Below are 14,667 nucleotides of genomic sequence, written 5' to 3'. Positions count from 1 at the left end.
CACTGCCCCAGGAGGCACCCATGGCCGATCCGCAGCGCGCACGCAAGATGGCGGACCGCATCAAGGAAGTCGTCGCCCGACGACTCGACAAGGGGCTGCGCGACCCGCGCCTCGGATTCGTGACGATCACGGACGTCCGGGTGACGGGCGACCTGCAGCACGCCTCGATCTTCTACACCGTGTACGGCTCCGACGAGGAGCGCGCCGACTCCGCCGCGGCGCTCAAGGCGGCGACCGGCATGCTCCGCTCGGAGGTCGGCAAGAACATCACCGCGCGGCTGACCCCGTCGCTCGAGTTCATCGCCGACGCCCTGCCGGAGACCTCCGCGCACATGGAGGACCTGCTCGTGCAGGCGCAGGTCCGCGACGCGCAGGTCAAGGCCGCGGCCGCCGGCGCGCAGTACGCCGGCGACGCCGACCCGTACAAGCACGACGAGGACGACGACGAGGACGAGACCGACCGGGCGTAGTCCTCACGCAGACGGGAGCGTGTACCCGCGTGCATCGTCACCGACGGCCAGTCCGTCGCGGACGAGCGAGGCGAGGGCACGCTCCCGTTGTGCGTCGTCGGGCCACACCAGGTCGATCTCCGACCGGGTCACGGGGACGTCGCTCGACCGCAGCTCGGCCATGAGCAGCCCGCGCACCTGACGGTCGCTGCCGGCGAACCTCGCCTGCTTCGGCGCCCGCGGGCCGTCGTGCTCCGGGTACCCGGCGGCACGCCACGCGCAGCGGTCCGCGATCGGGCAGGCGTCGCACGCGGGGGAGCGGGCCACACACACGAGCGCGCCGAGCTCCATCACGGCGGCGTTGGTCGCGGCGGCGGCGTCCCGGTCGGCGGGCAGCACGGACTCCATGAGCGGCAGGTCCTGCTTCGCCTTCGCGGGCCCCGGTTCGCCCTGTCCGAGCAGGGCACGTGCGAGCACGCGTCGCACGTTGACGTCGACCACCGGGTGCCGGTCGCCGTACGCGAACACCGCGACCGCCCGGGCCGTGTAGTCGCCGATGCCCGGCAGCGCGAGCAGCGCGTCGACGTCGCGCGGGACGACGTTGTCGTGCTGCTCGGCGATCGCGGTCGCCGCCGCGTGCAGCGCGAGCGCGCGTCTCGGGTAGCCGAGCCGGTCCCAGGCACGCACCGCCTCCGCCGGAGGCGACGCCGCGAGGTCCGCAGGGGTCGGCCACCGGGTGAGCCACGCCTCCAGTCGGGGGACCACGCGCGCGACCTGCGTCTGCTGCAGCATGACCTCGCTCACCAGCGTGCCCCACGCGGGGAAGCCGGGGTGGCGCCAGGGCAGGTCCCGCGCCTCGGCGCGGAACCAGGCGACCAGCGGGGTCGCGATGTCGGGGTGGATCGCGGCCGGCGGGTCGTCCACAGGTGAGCGGGTGACGTCCGGTGGGCTGTCCACAGGGGGACGGGAGGCTCCGCGCGCGTTCACCACGACAGCCTACGGTGGGCACATGGCACGCTGGGCACCGCAGGAGACCGACACGTACGCCGAGATCGCGGGCGAGGTGATCGCACAGGTCGGGACCAACCGCGCCGTCGTCGGTGTCGACGGACAGGACGGCGTCGACCTCGAGCGTGTGGCCGCCGGGCTGGTCGCCGGGTTCGCACGACACGGGGTGTCCGCGATGGCGGCGGCGGCGCCCTCGAGCGACGTCGACGTGCTGCGCTCCGACGTCGTGACGCCGTTCCGCACGACCGGGGCCGGGGACGGCGTGCTCGTCGTGCACGGGCACGGCCTGCTGGCACCGGGCGCGCGCGGTCTGTGGCGCTGGTCGCTGTGGGCGGAGCAGGAGACCGGTCGGCTCGAGCGGCGGGCCGACGTCAAGATCGCGGCCTCGGCGGTGCTCGACGTCACCGACCCGGACCACCCCCGCCGCGAGTGGAACGACGCCTGCTGACGGGCGGCACCGGGGTCGCGGCGGGCGTGGCCGCTGGTAGCCTCGTCCGGTGCTCGCATCCGCGCCTGACGGCATCCTCCTCGTCGACAAACCGCAGGGCATCTCCAGCCACCGCGTCGTCTCGATCGCACGGCGGCGGCTGGGTCTGAAGAAGATCGGGCACGCGGGCACCCTCGACCCGATGGCGACGGGTCTGCTCATCCTCGGGGCCGGACCGTCCACGCGGCTCCTCACGCACCTCGTCGGGCTCGGCAAGACCTACACCGCGACCATCCGCCTCGGCGTCTCGACCGACTCGGACGACGCCGACGGCACACCGACCGCCGCCGTGGGCGTCCGGGACGCCGACGTCTCGGCGGACGCCGTCGAACGGGCCGTCGCCGCGCAGCGCGGCACCATCGACCAGGTCCCGTCGACCGTCAGTGCGATCAAGGTGGACGGTCGTCGCGCCTACGACCTGGCGCGGAAGGGCGAGGAGGTCGTCCTCCGTGCACGGACCGTGACGGTCTCGCGGTTCGAGGTGACCGGACGCGAGGAGCACACCGTCACGGTCGACGGCACCGACGTCACGGTCGTCGACCTCGACGTCGTGGTCGACTGCTCGTCGGGCACCTACGTCCGGGCCCTCGCACGCGACGTCGGGGCCGCGCTCGGCACCGGCGCCCACCTCACGGCGCTCCGGCGCACGGCGGTCGGTCCCTTCGCGGTGACCGACGCGGTCGACATCGAGGACGACTCCGTTGACGTCACCGCGGCGCTCGCCCGTCCTGCGGACGTCGCACGACGGCTCTTCCCGGTCGTCACGCTCGACGCCGCCGAGGCGAAGGACCTGACCGACGGCAAGCGGGTCGCCGCAGAGCACCCCGATTCGGAGGCCCCGGTCGCGGCGGTCGCACGCGAGGACGACCGGCTCGTCGGACTGGTGTCCGTCCACCGTGGGCGCCTGCGCGTCATCACGAACTTCCCGGCACCGACCCCGGCCTCCGCCGCCCGCGGGACGGAGGCACGCCCGTGATCGAGTGGTTCACCTGGGTGCAGGTCGTCCTCGCCGTCGTCGTGGGGCTGTTCGCGGTCGTCGTCGGGTTCGTGGGGTGGAAGCCCGACGACTACACGGTCGGTGCGCTGGCGCTCGTCGAGCTCCTGCTCCTCGCGCAGGGCGTCGTCTCGCTCGTCCTCCCCGCGACCGGTTCGCCGCCGCAGGGCAACGCGCTCGAGTTCGGGGTCTACGCGGTGTCGGTCCTGCTCGTCCCGCCGGCCGCGATCGTGTGGGCACTGATCGACCGGACGCGGTGGAGCACGGTCGTCCTCGGCGCGGGGGCGTTCACGGTGGCCGTGATGGTCTACCGGATGTACCAGATCTGGTTCGCCCTGAACTGAGGCGGACCGCGGACCGGCCCCACCGTCGGGCCCGCTGTGGGCCGTCGGCGGGCGTCCGTCGTCGGCTGTCCCCGGGCGTCGGTAGACTCGGTGCAATGGCGACCAGATCCTCCCTCGCGACCGGTGTCGGGCGCGTCCTCATCGCCGTCTACGGCATCCTCGCCCTCGCCGCGACCGGTCGCAGCGTGGTGCAGATCATCGAGAAGTTCTCCCACGCTCCCGTCGCCTACACGCTCAGCGCCCTCGCCGCGGTCGTCTACATCGTCGCGATGATCGCGCTGATCGCACCCGGCCGGGCCTGGTACCGCGTCGCCTGCGTGACGATCGGCTTCGAGATGGCCGGCGTGCTCGTCGTCGGCACGCTCTCGCTCGTCGACCGCCAGCTGTTCCCCGATGACACCGTCTGGTCCTACTACGGGCTCGGTTACGTCTTCGCCCCGCTCGTCCTGCCGATCGCCGGGCTGTGGTGGCTGCGCAAGCACCACCGTGCCGCGGTGGCCGAGCCCGCGCGGGCGTCCGTGCCGGCAGCCGGCGAGTAGGGCGCGCCGTGCAGTTCTACGACGACGTCGCGGACGTCGCCCAGGGGTTCGGCCCGAGTGCCGTCACGATCGGCAAGTTCGACGGCGTGCACGTCGGCCACCGTGCCGTCATCGCACATCTCGAGCGCGCCGCCCGCGAGCACGGCCTGGTGTCGACCGTCGTGACGTTCGACCGGCACCCCCTGAGCGTCATCGACCCGCAGCGGGTCCCGCCGTCGCTCACGAGCACCGCGCAGCGTCGCGAGCTGCTCGAGTCGATCGGTGTGGACGCCACGCTGCTCCTGCACTTCGACGACCGACTGCAGTCCCGCGAGCCCGAGGCGTTCGTGTCGGACGTCCTCGTCGACACACTGCACGCCCGGCTCGTCTTCGTCGGCAGCGACTTCCGCTTCGGTGCCCGCGGTGCCGGTGACGTCGCGCTGCTCCGGCAGCTCGGCGAGCGGCACGGCTTCCGGGTCGAGCTGATCGACGACGTCGACCTCCGCGACGACGTCCGCGCCGCCGACGAACGACGCGTGTCCTCGACCTGGATCCGCGAGCTGCTCACCGACGGCCGGGTCGCCGAGGCCGCACGGCTGCTCGGGCGCGAGCACGCGGTCCGCAGCGCCGTGGTCCGCGGCAACCAGCGCGGCCGGCTCATGGGCTACCCGACCGCGAACCTCGACCCGGCATGCGAGGGCTTCGTCCCGGCCGACGGGGTGTACGCGGCGCGGGTGCTCCACGACGGGACGATCTACCCGGCTGCCGTCTCCGTCGGCAACAACCCGACGTTCGAGGGTGTGCCGGCCAAGCAGATCGAGGCGCACCTGCTCGACGTCGACATCGACCTGTACGACGAGACGATCTCGGTCTTGTTCGTCGCGTACGTCCGCGGGATGGTGGCGTTCTCGTCGATGGACGAGCTCGCGACGCAGATGCGGCAGGACGACCTCGACATCCGGCTCCTGCTCGGGATGCAGTCGACGGTCTGAGGCTCCCGACGGCCTGAGGCTCCCGACGGCCTGAGGCTCCCGACGGCCTGAGGCTCCCGACCGTCTGAGCTTCCCGGAGGCGGTCCGCAACGCAGGAGGCCCCGTGACCGGTCGGTCACGGGGCCTCCTGCGTCGTCCGGGGTGGTGTCAGCCGCCCAGTGCGTCGAGCCAGATCCGGCGGGCGTCCAGGGCTTCCTGCGCGTCCTTGATCTTGCGGGCGTCACCGGTCGCACGCGCGTCGGCGAGCTCGGCCTCGAGCTTGCCGATGGCGTCCTCGAGCTGGCTCGCGAGGCCGGTCTGGCGGGCCTTGCGCTCCGGGTCGGAGGACTTCCAGTGCTGGTCCTCGAGGCTCCGCACGTGGTCCTCGACGGCGCGGAGGCGGTCCTCGATCCGGCGCACGTCACCGCGGGGGACCTTGCCGATCTCGTCCCAGCGACGCTGGATGTCGGTCAGGGTCCGGCGTGCGGCGACCCGGTCGGTCTGCTGCAGGAGCGGCTCGGCCTCGGTGAGGAGGGCCTGCTTGGCGACCAGGTTCGCAGAGAACTCCTCGTTCTCGACCGCGACCTCGGCGTGGCGCTGCTCGAACAGCACGTCTCCGGCGGCCTTGAACCGTGCCCAGAGCGCGTCGTCGTGACGCTTCCCGGCGCGTCCGGCGCGCTTCCAGTCGTCGAGCAGCTCGCGGTAGGCGGGGATCCCGTCGGCACCGCGCGAGGCGAGGGCCTCGGCCTGCTGGACGAGCTCCTGCTTGCGGGTGCGGGCGTCGCGGTGCTGCGCGTCGAGCTCCGAGTAGAACGCACGGCGGTGCTGGTCGACGGTCGAGCGGGCGGCACGGAAACGCTTCCACAGCTCGTTCGCCTCGTTCTTGGGCAGACGCGGGCCGTCGTGCTGGTGCTGCTGCCAGCGTGCGAAGACGTCGTCGAGCTGCGCCGTGATCTGCTTCCACTGCGCACGGGCGGGGTCGACCGCGGCCAGCGCCTCGGCCTCCTCGACCAGTGCGGTGCGGTGCGCGAGGGCTTCGGTGAGGGCCTGCTGCGCCTGGGCAGCCTGCTCCGCGGTCAGGGAGCCGACCTGCTCGGAGAGCGCCGCGACGCGGGTCTCGAGCGACTTCAGGTCGCCGACGACCCGGGCCTCGGCCACCTGCGTGCGCAGGTGCTCGACGCTCCGCGAGACGTCGTTCGCCGAGGCACCGCCCTTGGCGCGCTGCTCGGCGATCTTCACCTGGCCCTCGAGGTCGGCGTACTTGCGCGCGAAGTACGCGAGCGCTTCGTCCGGGGTGGCGTCCGGGTACTCACCGACCGCCTTCTCGGTGTCCTCGTACCGGACGTACACCGTCCCGTTCTCGTCGACCCGGCCCCAGGTCGTTGCTTCGTCAGGTCCCACAGGTCTCGCCTCGATCGTGGTAGTGCATCGCCGACGTCACCGTCGGCACGGTCAGGTCGTCAGCCTATTGCACGGACGGCCCCAGCGGCCCGCCGTGACGGGGACCTGTGGACTACTGCTCCTCGCGGATGGTCGCACCGGTGATCGTGGTGGCGACCTTCGGCTTCCCCGTGCCGTCCGCCCCGGGGTCCTGGACGCCCTTCGACGTGATCGTCGACTCGAGCGCGTCGAGACCGCTCGTGACCTTGCCGACGACCGTGTAGCCGCCGGTCGAGCCGTCGAGCGTGGTGTCGCCGTAGACGATGAAGAACTGCGTGGACTGCGAGTACGGCGAGGCCCCGCGGGCGATCGCGATGTCGCCGGTCGCGTACTTCCCGTCGGCCGGGACGTTCTCGAGCGGGCCGTACTGGAACCCGGCGTCACCGGTGCCGTCGCCGTTCGCCGACCCGCACTGCAGGAAGCGGAGGTCGGCGCCGTCGGCCAACCGGTGGCAGGTCGTCCCCGTGTAGAACTGCTTGCGGATGAGGTCGATCTCGACGCTCGCCGCCTGCGGGGCCGCCGCACCGTCGAGCTCGATGCCGAGGTCGACGGTCTTGTTCAGCGTCAGCGTGCCGGTCCAGGTGGCGCCCTTCGCGATGCGCTTGCTCGGGACGTCGCCGGTGTTGCCGGCCGCGCTCGCGGACGGTGTCGGCGTGGCGGTGGCCGACGCACTCGCGTCCGCTCCGGCCGATCGGTGCGTGCCGGCGAAGGCGAGCTGCGACCCGGTCGCGAGCGCGGCGACGAGCACCAGGACCATGATCCCGACCGTGTCGTCCCGGACACGCCGGCGTCGCTGCCGCTCGTGGAGGCCCTGACGGGCCTGGTACAGACGGAGCCGCTCGCGCGCCTCGCGGTTGTCGCGCGACTGGTTCTTCGGTGCCACGGTGCTGGTCGGACCTCTCGTCGAGTGTGCCGACGAGCGTAGCGGACGGCGCGGTGCGCCCGGCCTGGAGGCGCGCCCCCCGTCGGTGGGTCGGCCTACGATCGTCTGCATGGCAGCGGATCGATCGGGGATGCGTGCGCCCACCACGGGTGGGCGCGCGGGCCTGGCCCAGGGGTCCGTCCCGCTCGCGGTGCGGATGCGCCCGACCAGCCTCGACGAGGTGGCCGGGCAACAGCACCTGCTCGGACGCGGCAGCCCGCTCGTGCAGCTCGCGTCCGGCACCCGTGAGAACCCCGGTGGGGTCTCGGTGATCCTGTGGGGTCCTCCCGGCACCGGCAAGACGACCCTGGCGCAGGCGATCGCCCGGCAGTCCGGGCGCGAGTTCGTCGAGCTCTCGGCGGTGACCGCGGGCGTCAAGGACGTGCGCGAGGTCATGGAGAAGGCCCTGACCCACCGCGACCTGTACGGGTCGACGACGGTCCTGTTCCTCGACGAGATCCACCGCTTCAGCAAGGCCCAGCAGGACGCGCTGCTCCCCGGGGTCGAGAACGGGTGGGTCATCCTCATCGCAGCGACGACCGAGAACCCGTCGTTCTCGGTGATCTCGCCGCTGCTCTCCCGGTCGCTCCTGCTCACGCTCAAGCCGCTCACCGACGAGGACCTCGGCATGCTCGTCGACCGTGCCGTCGAGGACCCACGCGGCCTCGGCGGTTCGGTCGTGCTCGGCGACGACGCCCGGGCGGCCATCGTGCGGCTCTCGTCCGGCGACGCCCGCCGCGCCCTCACCGCGCTCGAGGCCGCGGCGGCCTCGGCCACGTCGCTGCACGAGGACGACGACGCGGACGGCCCCGCCCTCGACGGGGTCGACACCGTGCCGCTGGTGGACGCCGACACGGTCGCCGCCGCGGTCGACCGTGCCCTGCTGCGCTACGACCGACAGGGCGACGAGCACTACGACGTCATCAGCGCGTTCATCAAGTCGGTGCGGGGGAGCGACGTCGACGCCGCGCTGCACTACCTGGCCCGCATGATCGAGGCGGGGGAGGACCCGCGCTTCATCGCTCGTCGCATCATCATCTCGGCGTCCGAGGACATCGGCATGGCGGACCCGCAGGCGCTGCCGATCGCGGTCGCCGCCGCGCAGGCGGTGCAGCTCATCGGCATGCCCGAGGGGCGCATCCCCCTGGCCGAGGCGGTCGTCTACCTGGCGACCGCGCCGAAGTCGAACGCCGCGTACAACGGGGTGAACGCCGCGGTGGCCGACGTCAAGGCCGGTCGCATGGGGGTCGTGCCGCCGCACCTGCGTGACGCGCACTACCCGGGGGCGAAGCGCCTCGGGCACGGCAAGGGCTACGTCTACTCGCACGACGCCGAGCACGGTGTGGCGCAGCAGCAGTACCTGCCCGACGCGCTCGACGGCACCGAGTACTACACGCCCACCGGCAACGGCTTCGAGCGAGAACTCGGCCCGCGGCTCGAGCGGCTCCGGAAGATCACCCGCGGCGAGTAGCCACGCCGACACCGGCGTCCTGCGCCGGGCCGCGGTTGCTGCTATCGTTGTCGAGCCCACGTCCCGGTCCTCGCGTGCGGCTGCGTCGAGGACAGAGTGTCCACCGGTCTCCGGTGCCACGCGGACAGGGTTCGGACTGTAGCCGTCCGATCCCACAGGCTCATCCCTCTGGATCCCGTCGTCGGGTCCGACCGCGTCCGTTCGTCGAGCGCGCGTCCGGTGCCCCTCGAGTATTCAGTTCAGACAGAGAAAAGGACCCTGTGTCTACCAAGTCACGCACCCGTAGCAAGACCCGCCTGTCGCGCGCCCTCGGCATCCCGCTGACGCCGAAGGCGGCCCGGTACCTCGAGAAGCGCCCCTACGGCCCCGGTGAGCACGGCCGCACCCGCCGTCGTGCGGACAGCGACTACGCCGTCCGCCTCCGTGAGAAGCAGCGTCTGCGCGCCCAGTACGGCATCCGCGAGAAGCAGCTCCGCATCGTCTTCGAAGAGGCCCGCAAGACGAAGGGCCTGACCGGTGAGAACCTGGTCGAGCTCCTCGAGCAGCGCCTCGACGCCCTCGTGCTCCGTGCCGGCTTCGCCCGCACCACCGCGCAGGCCCGTCAGCTGATCGTGCACCGCCACATCATGGTCGACGGCAAGCTCGTCGACCGCCCCTCCTTCCGCGTGAAGGAGGGCCAGATGATCCACGTCAAGCAGCGCTCCGAGTCCCTCGAGCCCCTCCAGGTCGCCGCCGCCGGTGGCCACCTCGAGGTCCTCCCGAAGGTCCCGGGCTACCTCGAGGTCGAGATCGAGAAGCTCCAGGCCCGCCTGGTCCGTCGCCCGAAGCGCGCCGAGGTCCCCGTGACCTGTGAAGTGCAGCTCGTCGTCGAGTACTACGCAGCTCGCTGATCACCTGATCACCCCGAACGGCGGGTCGTCCTCTCAGGAGGGCGGCCCGCCGTTCTGCGTTCCCGGGACGTCCCGCCGCTAGACTCGTCGGCGCACGCAACCGCCCGCGTGCGCGAGAGGGAGAGGCACCGTGAAGCAGCTGGTCTTCGTCGCCGTCGGCATCGTCATCGGCTTCGCCGCTGCACACCGGATCGCCCACACGCCCGGTGGTGCCCGCTTCTTCGCCGACGTGGACGCGCGCACGAAGGCCTTCACCGGCGCCGTGGCAGACGGCTACCGCTCGCGCGAGGCCGAGCTCCGCACCGACGCCTGACCCACCGCGGCGCGACCCGCCAGCGACCGCGTCACCGCACGACCCGTGCACCGCACGACCCTCCCGCCGACCTGAATCAGGAAGCACCATGCAGACCGCAGAGATCCGCCGCCGTTGGCTCCAGTTCTTCGGTGACCGCGGCCACACCGTCGTCCCGTCCGCGTCGCTCGTCTCGGACGACCCGTCGCTCCTGTTCACCGTCGCGGGCATGGTGCCGTTCATCCCGTACCTCACCGGTCTCGTGCCGGCGCCGTACCGTCGTGCGACGAGCGTGCAGAAGTGCATCCGCACGAACGACATCGAGGAGGTCGGCAAGACCCCGCGGCACGGCACGTTCTTCCAGATGAACGGCAACTTCTCGTTCGGCGACTACTTCAAGGAGCAGGCGATCGAGTACGCCTGGGAGTTCCTGACGTCGGCGGAGTCGGACGGCGGCCTCGGCTTCGACCCCGAGGACCTCTGGGTCACGGTGTACGAGGAGGACGACGAGGCGATCGCGTTCTGGAAGCAGCACTCCACGCTGCCCGACGAGCGCATCCAGCGCCTGGGCAAGGACACGAACTACTGGTCGACCGGCCAGCCCGGCCCGGCCGGACCCTGCTCGGAGATCTTCTTCGACCGCGGACCCGAGTACGGCGTCGACGGCGGTCCGGCGACCGACGACGACCGCTACGTCGAGATCTGGAACCTCGTGTTCATGCAGTACCAGATCCAGAACGTGCGGTCGAAGATCGACTTCGACATCACCGGCGACCTGCCGAACCAGAACATCGACACCGGCATGGGCCTCGAGCGCGTCGCGTTCATCAAGCAGGGTGTCGACAACATGTACGAGACCGACCAGGTCCGCCCGGTGCTCGACCGTGCCGCGGCCGTGTCCGGTCGTCGGTACGGTGCGGTGCACGAGGACGACGTCCGCATGCGGGTCATCGCCGACCACGTCCGGTCGTCGCTCATGCTCGTCGCCGACGGCGTCACCCCGTCCAACGAGGGCCGCGGCTACATCCTCCGCCGCCTGCTCCGTCGCACGGTGCGGGCGATGCGCCTGCTCGGCGTCGAGGGCGCGACCTTCCCCGAGCTGTTCCCGGCGTCGCGCGACGCCATGCAGGACGCCTACCCCGAGGTCGCCGAGCAGTACGACCGCATCGCGCGGATCGTCTACGCCGAGGAGGAGACCTTCCTCCGCACCCTGGCGCAGGGCACCACGATCCTGGACGTCGCGGTCGAGCGCGCGAAGCAGGACGGTGCGGCGGCGATCGGCGGGGACACCGCCTTCCTGCTGCACGACACGTTCGGCTTCCCGATCGACCTGACGATGGAGATGGCCGAGGAGGCCGGGGTCCACGTCGACCGCACGGCCTTCGAGACGCTCATGTCGGAGCAGCGGTCCCGCGCCAAGGCCGACGCGAAGAGCAAGAAGACCGCCCTCGCCGACCTCAGCGTCTACAGCGCCTTCCGCGCTGCCGGCGAGACGGTCTTCCTCGGGTACGACGCGCTCGAGGCCGAGTCGGCGATCCTCGGCATCATCGTCGACGGGGTCAGCGTCGACCGTGCGGTGGCCGGCGACATCGCCGAGGTGATCCTCGGCGAGACCTCGCTGTACGCCGAGTCCGGTGGCCAGGACGCCGACCAGGGCTCGATCGTCGGCAACGGGTTCGACCTCGAGGTGCTCGACGTGCAGCGCCCCGTCGCCGGCCTCTGGAGCCACACCGTGCAGGTCCGCTCCGGCGAGGTCGGGGTCGGGGACGCCGCGACCACGGTCGTCGATGCCGAGTACCGCCGCGGTGCGACCCAGGCGCACTCGGCCACGCACCTCGTCAACGCCGCGCTCCGCGACGTCCTCGGTCCCGAGGCGCTGCAGGCCGGCTCGTACAACAAGTCCGGCTACATGCGCCTGGACTTCTCGTGGTCGCAGCCGGTGTCCACCGCGACGCGCTCCGAGATCGAGGAGGTCGTGAACGCCGCGATCCGCTCCGACCTCGAGGTCTCGACGCGTGTGCTGCCGCTCGACGAGGCGAAGTCCCTCGGTGCGCAGGCCCTGTTCGGCGAGAAGTACGGCGCCGAGGTCCGCATGGTCGACATCGGCGGCCCGTGGTCCCGCGAGCTGTGCGGTGGCACGCACGTGGCCTCGAGCGCCCAGGTCGGGCTCGTCAACCTCGTGGGGGAGTCGAGCGTCGGTTCGACGAACCGTCGTGTCGAAGCCCTGGTCGGGCTCGAGGGCTTCCGCGACCTCGCCGCCGAGCGCACGATCGTGTCGCAGCTGTCCAGCGCGCTCAAGGCGCCGCGCAACGACCTGCCCGCGCGGGTGCAGAGCCTGATGGAGGACCTCCGGAACGCCCAGAAGCGCATCGCGGAGTTCGAGTCGGCCAACCTGCAGCAGCGCGTCCCGACCATCGCGAAGCAGGCGACCACCGTCGGCTCGACGACCGTCGTGGCGGAGGCCGTCGACGGCCTGCAGTCGGGCGACGAGCTGCGGTCCCTCGCCACGGGCGTGCGTGCACAGCTCGGCGACGCCGCGGCCGTGGTCGTGCTCGGCGCCGTGGTCAGCGGCAAGCCGGTCGTGATCGTCGCGACGAACGACGCCGCGCGCGCCGCCGGTGTCCAGGCGGGCCCGCTCGCCAAGGAGGCCGCCGGCGTCCTCGGCGGTGGTGGCGGCGGCAAGCCCGACCTCGCCCAGGGCGGCGGGACCGACGCGGCGGCACTCCCGGCCGCGCTCCGCGCCGTCACCGCGCGTCTGGCGGGCTGAGGGTGGCGATGCGGTCCGGGCGACGACTCGGCGTCGACGTCGGGCGCGCCCGGATCGGCATCGCCGTCTGCGACCGGGACGGGCTGCTCGCCACCCCGGTCGAGACCGTCCGTCGTGACGACAAGACCGACGTCGGTCGCATCCTCGCGATCGCCGACGAGTACGACGTGCTCGAGATCGTCGTCGGGCTGCCGCTGTCGATGTCCGGCGACGACACGGCCTCGACGGCCGATGCCCGCGCGTTCGCCGACCGGCTGGCACGGCACCGACCCGTCCGGCTCGTCGACGAGCGACTGTCGACCGTCACGGCGCAGCGTGGCCTGCACCAGGCGGGCCGGAACACGAAGAAGTCGCGGGCCGTGATCGACCAAGCGGCCGCTGTTATCATTCTGCAACACGCGCTCGACCACGAGCGCGCGTCCAGCGCCGCCCCAGGCGCCACGCTCCCCTGACCGGCCGGCCCGGGACGCCGCGCCGACCGTCGTACCCGGACCGACGACCCCAGGCGGAGAACCCCGACCCGAGAGACCGAGGATCCGTTGGCAGACGACCTGGACTGGAACGCGATCATCGCGCCCGGCGACGACGCCGAGGGGCGGAACCAGCCTTCCGACCGTCCGACCGACACCGTCCGACCGCGCTCACGCCGCGAGGCGCGTGCAGCCGAGGCCCGTGCCCAGCAGGAGCAGGAGCAGGAGCAGGCGCTCAGGGCTCCGCAGCAGCAGGAGCCGCAGGAGCAGCCGGTGCCGCACCAGGCGATCACGCCGGACGAGGCCGCGCCGCAGCGACGCCGCGCGCAGCAGCAGGACCGGCCCGTCTCACCCGCTGACGCTCCCGTCGCGCGTGACCACGACGAGCTGCACCCCGAGGTGCAGGCCCTCCTGACCGGCGAGGTCCCGGCCGGTGCGGCTCGCGCCGGCGGCGCGGGAGGATCCGGACGTGACGGCGGCGACGGAGCCGGCCACGGCGGTGGCGGCGCGGGAGACGACGGACGCGACGGTCGTGGCGGGCGTGGGCGAGCCTCCCGTCAGCCGCGCGGACCGCGCCCGAAGCGGCGCCGCGGTCCGCTCGTGGCGGGCATCGTGATCGTCGCGGTCGTGCTGGCGGCCGGTGGTGGCGCGTACGCCTTCGCCGCGCCCAAGATCCAGCAGGTCGTGCAGGCGTTCAGCGGGTCGCAGGAGTCCGACGACTACTCCGGCTCGGGCACGAGCAAGGTGACGATCACGATCAAGCAGGGCGACATCGGCGAGGACGTCGCGAAGACCCTGCAGCGCAGCGGTGTCGTGAAGAGCTCGAAGGTGTTCTACAAGCTCCTGCTCACCTCGCCCGACGTGCAGTTCCAGCCCGGCTCGTACGAGCTGAAGAAGCAGATGAGCGCGAAGTCGGCGCTCTCGGCCCTGCAGGACACGAAGAACCGGGTCCAGGCGTCGATCGTCATCCCCGAGGGCACAGCGCTGCAGGACATCGAGGCCGGCATGGTCTCGAAGGCCGGACTGAGCAAGGACGAGGTGTCCTCGGCCGCGAAGGACGTGCAGGCGTACGGTCTGCCGGCCGGTGTGACGACCCTCGAGGGCTGGCTGTTCCCCGCGACCTACCCGATCAACCCGGGGTGGAGCGCGAAGCAGTACTTCCAGTCGATGGTCGACACCATGAAGCAGCACCTGCAGGCCGCCGGCGTCGCCGAGGCCGACCAGGAGCGCGTGGTGGTCTTCGCCTCGCTGGTGCAGAAGGAGGCCGGCCAGGCCGACGACTTCCCGAAGGTCGCGCGCGTGTTCCAGAACCGCCTCGACAAGGGGATGCTCCTGCAGTCCGACGCGACGGTGGCCTACGGGACGGGGAACACCCACACCGTCACGACCACCGACGCCGAGCGCGCGGACGCGGACAACCCGTACAACACCTACGTGCACAAGGGGCTGCCCCCGGCACCGATCTCGAACCCGGGCGACGTCGCGATCAAGGCCGTCACCCAGCCGGCCACGGGCAACTGGCTGTACTTCGTGACCGTGAACCTGGACACCGGCGAGACCGTGTTCTCGGACACGCTGGCGCAGCACGACGCGGCGGTCGCCCAGTTCCGGGCGTGGTTGCGGGCGCACCCCGAGTACCAGTAG

The 14,667-nt window shown here is 72.1% G+C and carries 15 protein-coding genes; 12 read left to right on the top strand and 3 right to left on the bottom strand.

Annotated features, from left to right (window positions below):
* Window positions 1-20: 20 nt before the first annotated feature.
* Window positions 21-470 carry a 30S ribosome-binding factor RbfA gene (gene rbfA / locus QOL15_RS09340; RefSeq protein ID WP_065959197.1) on the top strand — a complete coding sequence of 150 codons (450 nt, stop codon included), beginning with the start codon at window positions 21-23 and terminating at the stop codon, window positions 468-470.
* A gap of 3 nt (window positions 471-473) precedes the next feature.
* On the opposite strand, the gene QOL15_RS09335 is transcribed toward rbfA, so the two are convergent.
* Entirely contained in the window at window positions 474-1,352 is an 879-nt protein-coding gene (locus QOL15_RS09335) for an A/G-specific adenine glycosylase (RefSeq protein ID WP_065959324.1), read from the bottom strand.
* 106 nt (window positions 1,353-1,458) lie between these two features.
* On the opposite strand from QOL15_RS09335, the gene QOL15_RS09330 reads away from it, so the two are divergent.
* The 5 genes from QOL15_RS09330 to QOL15_RS09310 all read left to right on the top strand — a co-directional run bounded on the left by QOL15_RS09330 (window position 1,459) and on the right by QOL15_RS09310 (window position 4,792).
* Window positions 1,459-1,905: a hypothetical protein gene (locus QOL15_RS09330; protein ID WP_065959195.1), complete on the top strand. Its 447-nt coding sequence runs from the start codon at window positions 1,459-1,461 to the stop codon at window positions 1,903-1,905.
* A gap of 49 nt (window positions 1,906-1,954) precedes the next feature.
* Window positions 1,955-2,920: a tRNA pseudouridine(55) synthase TruB gene (gene truB / locus QOL15_RS09325; RefSeq protein WP_071247320.1), complete on the top strand. Its 966-nt coding sequence runs from the start codon at window positions 1,955-1,957 to the stop codon at window positions 2,918-2,920.
* Window positions 2,917-3,282 carry a hypothetical protein gene (locus QOL15_RS09320; RefSeq protein ID WP_065959191.1) on the top strand — a complete coding sequence of 122 codons (366 nt, stop codon included), beginning with the start codon at window positions 2,917-2,919 and terminating at the stop codon, window positions 3,280-3,282. Before truB ends, QOL15_RS09320 begins: the two co-directional genes overlap by 4 nt.
* Before the next feature lie 95 nt (window positions 3,283-3,377).
* On the top strand, window positions 3,378-3,821 hold the full coding sequence (locus QOL15_RS09315) for a hypothetical protein (RefSeq protein WP_065959189.1): 444 nt from the start codon (window positions 3,378-3,380) through the stop codon (window positions 3,819-3,821).
* Window positions 3,822-3,829: 8 nt separating this feature from the next.
* Window positions 3,830-4,792: a bifunctional riboflavin kinase/FAD synthetase gene (locus tag QOL15_RS09310; RefSeq protein ID WP_071247321.1), complete on the top strand. Its 963-nt coding sequence runs from the start codon at window positions 3,830-3,832 to the stop codon at window positions 4,790-4,792.
* Window positions 4,793-4,939: 147 nt separating this feature from the next.
* Here QOL15_RS09310 and QOL15_RS09305 read toward each other — a convergent pair whose 3' ends face one another.
* Together QOL15_RS09305 and QOL15_RS09300 are read right to left on the bottom strand one after the other, a co-directional pair.
* A complete protein-coding gene (locus QOL15_RS09305; protein ID WP_175473885.1) occupies window positions 4,940-6,172 on the bottom strand; it encodes a DUF349 domain-containing protein in 1,233 nt (410 codons plus the stop codon).
* Between the two features lie 112 nt (window positions 6,173-6,284).
* Window positions 6,285-7,094 (bottom strand): peptidylprolyl isomerase, encoded by an 810-nt coding sequence (locus QOL15_RS09300; protein WP_071249565.1) that lies wholly within the window; start codon window positions 7,092-7,094, stop codon window positions 6,285-6,287.
* Window positions 7,095-7,224: 130 nt separating this feature from the next.
* Here QOL15_RS09300 and QOL15_RS09295 point away from each other — a divergent pair, with 130 nt between their 5' ends.
* From QOL15_RS09295 to mltG, 6 genes are all read left to right on the top strand, one after another.
* Window positions 7,225-8,604, top strand: a complete 1,380-nt coding sequence (locus QOL15_RS09295) for a replication-associated recombination protein A (RefSeq protein ID WP_083394162.1) — start codon at window positions 7,225-7,227, stop codon at window positions 8,602-8,604.
* Window positions 8,605-8,864: 260 nt separating this feature from the next.
* On the top strand, window positions 8,865-9,494 hold the full coding sequence (gene rpsD, locus QOL15_RS09290) for a 30S ribosomal protein S4 (RefSeq protein ID WP_058742120.1): 630 nt from the start codon (window positions 8,865-8,867) through the stop codon (window positions 9,492-9,494).
* A gap of 130 nt (window positions 9,495-9,624) precedes the next feature.
* Window positions 9,625-9,807: a hypothetical protein gene (locus tag QOL15_RS09285; RefSeq protein ID WP_065959183.1), complete on the top strand. Its 183-nt coding sequence runs from the start codon at window positions 9,625-9,627 to the stop codon at window positions 9,805-9,807.
* An 88-nt stretch (window positions 9,808-9,895) separates the two neighbouring features.
* Window positions 9,896-12,553, top strand: a complete 2,658-nt coding sequence (gene alaS, locus QOL15_RS09280) for an alanine--tRNA ligase (RefSeq protein WP_071249563.1) — start codon at window positions 9,896-9,898, stop codon at window positions 12,551-12,553.
* Window positions 12,554-12,561: 8 nt separating this feature from the next.
* Window positions 12,562-13,005 (top strand): Holliday junction resolvase RuvX, encoded by a 444-nt coding sequence (ruvX, locus tag QOL15_RS09275; protein WP_065959320.1) that lies wholly within the window; start codon window positions 12,562-12,564, stop codon window positions 13,003-13,005.
* Window positions 13,006-13,092: 87 nt separating this feature from the next.
* A complete protein-coding gene (gene mltG / locus QOL15_RS09270) occupies window positions 13,093-14,667 on the top strand; it encodes an endolytic transglycosylase MltG (RefSeq protein WP_253181518.1) in 1,575 nt (524 codons plus the stop codon).

It is taken from the genome of Curtobacterium sp. MCBA15_012 (genome assembly GCF_001864935.2).
In the GTDB taxonomy this organism is placed as follows: domain Bacteria; phylum Actinomycetota; class Actinomycetes; order Actinomycetales; family Microbacteriaceae; genus Curtobacterium.
This window is presented reverse-complemented; position numbering and strand designations above follow the sequence as displayed.

What these genes read in the sequence shown, in the direction of transcription:
- QOL15_RS09315 (WP_065959189.1), top strand. Translation starts at nt 3,378, where the DNA reads ATGGCGACCAGATCCTCCCTCGCGACCGGTGTCGGGCGCGTCCTCATC.
- rbfA (WP_065959197.1), top strand. Translation starts at nt 21, where the DNA reads ATGGCCGATCCGCAGCGCGCACGCAAGATGGCGGACCGCATCAAGGAA.
- QOL15_RS09330 (WP_065959195.1), top strand. Translation starts at nt 1,459, where the DNA reads ATGGCACGCTGGGCACCGCAGGAGACCGACACGTACGCCGAGATCGCG.
- alaS (WP_071249563.1), top strand. Translation starts at nt 9,896, where the DNA reads ATGCAGACCGCAGAGATCCGCCGCCGTTGGCTCCAGTTCTTCGGTGAC.
- ruvX (WP_065959320.1), top strand. Translation starts at nt 12,562, where the DNA reads ATGCGGTCCGGGCGACGACTCGGCGTCGACGTCGGGCGCGCCCGGATC.
- QOL15_RS09295 (WP_083394162.1), top strand. Translation starts at nt 7,225, where the DNA reads ATGCGTGCGCCCACCACGGGTGGGCGCGCGGGCCTGGCCCAGGGGTCC.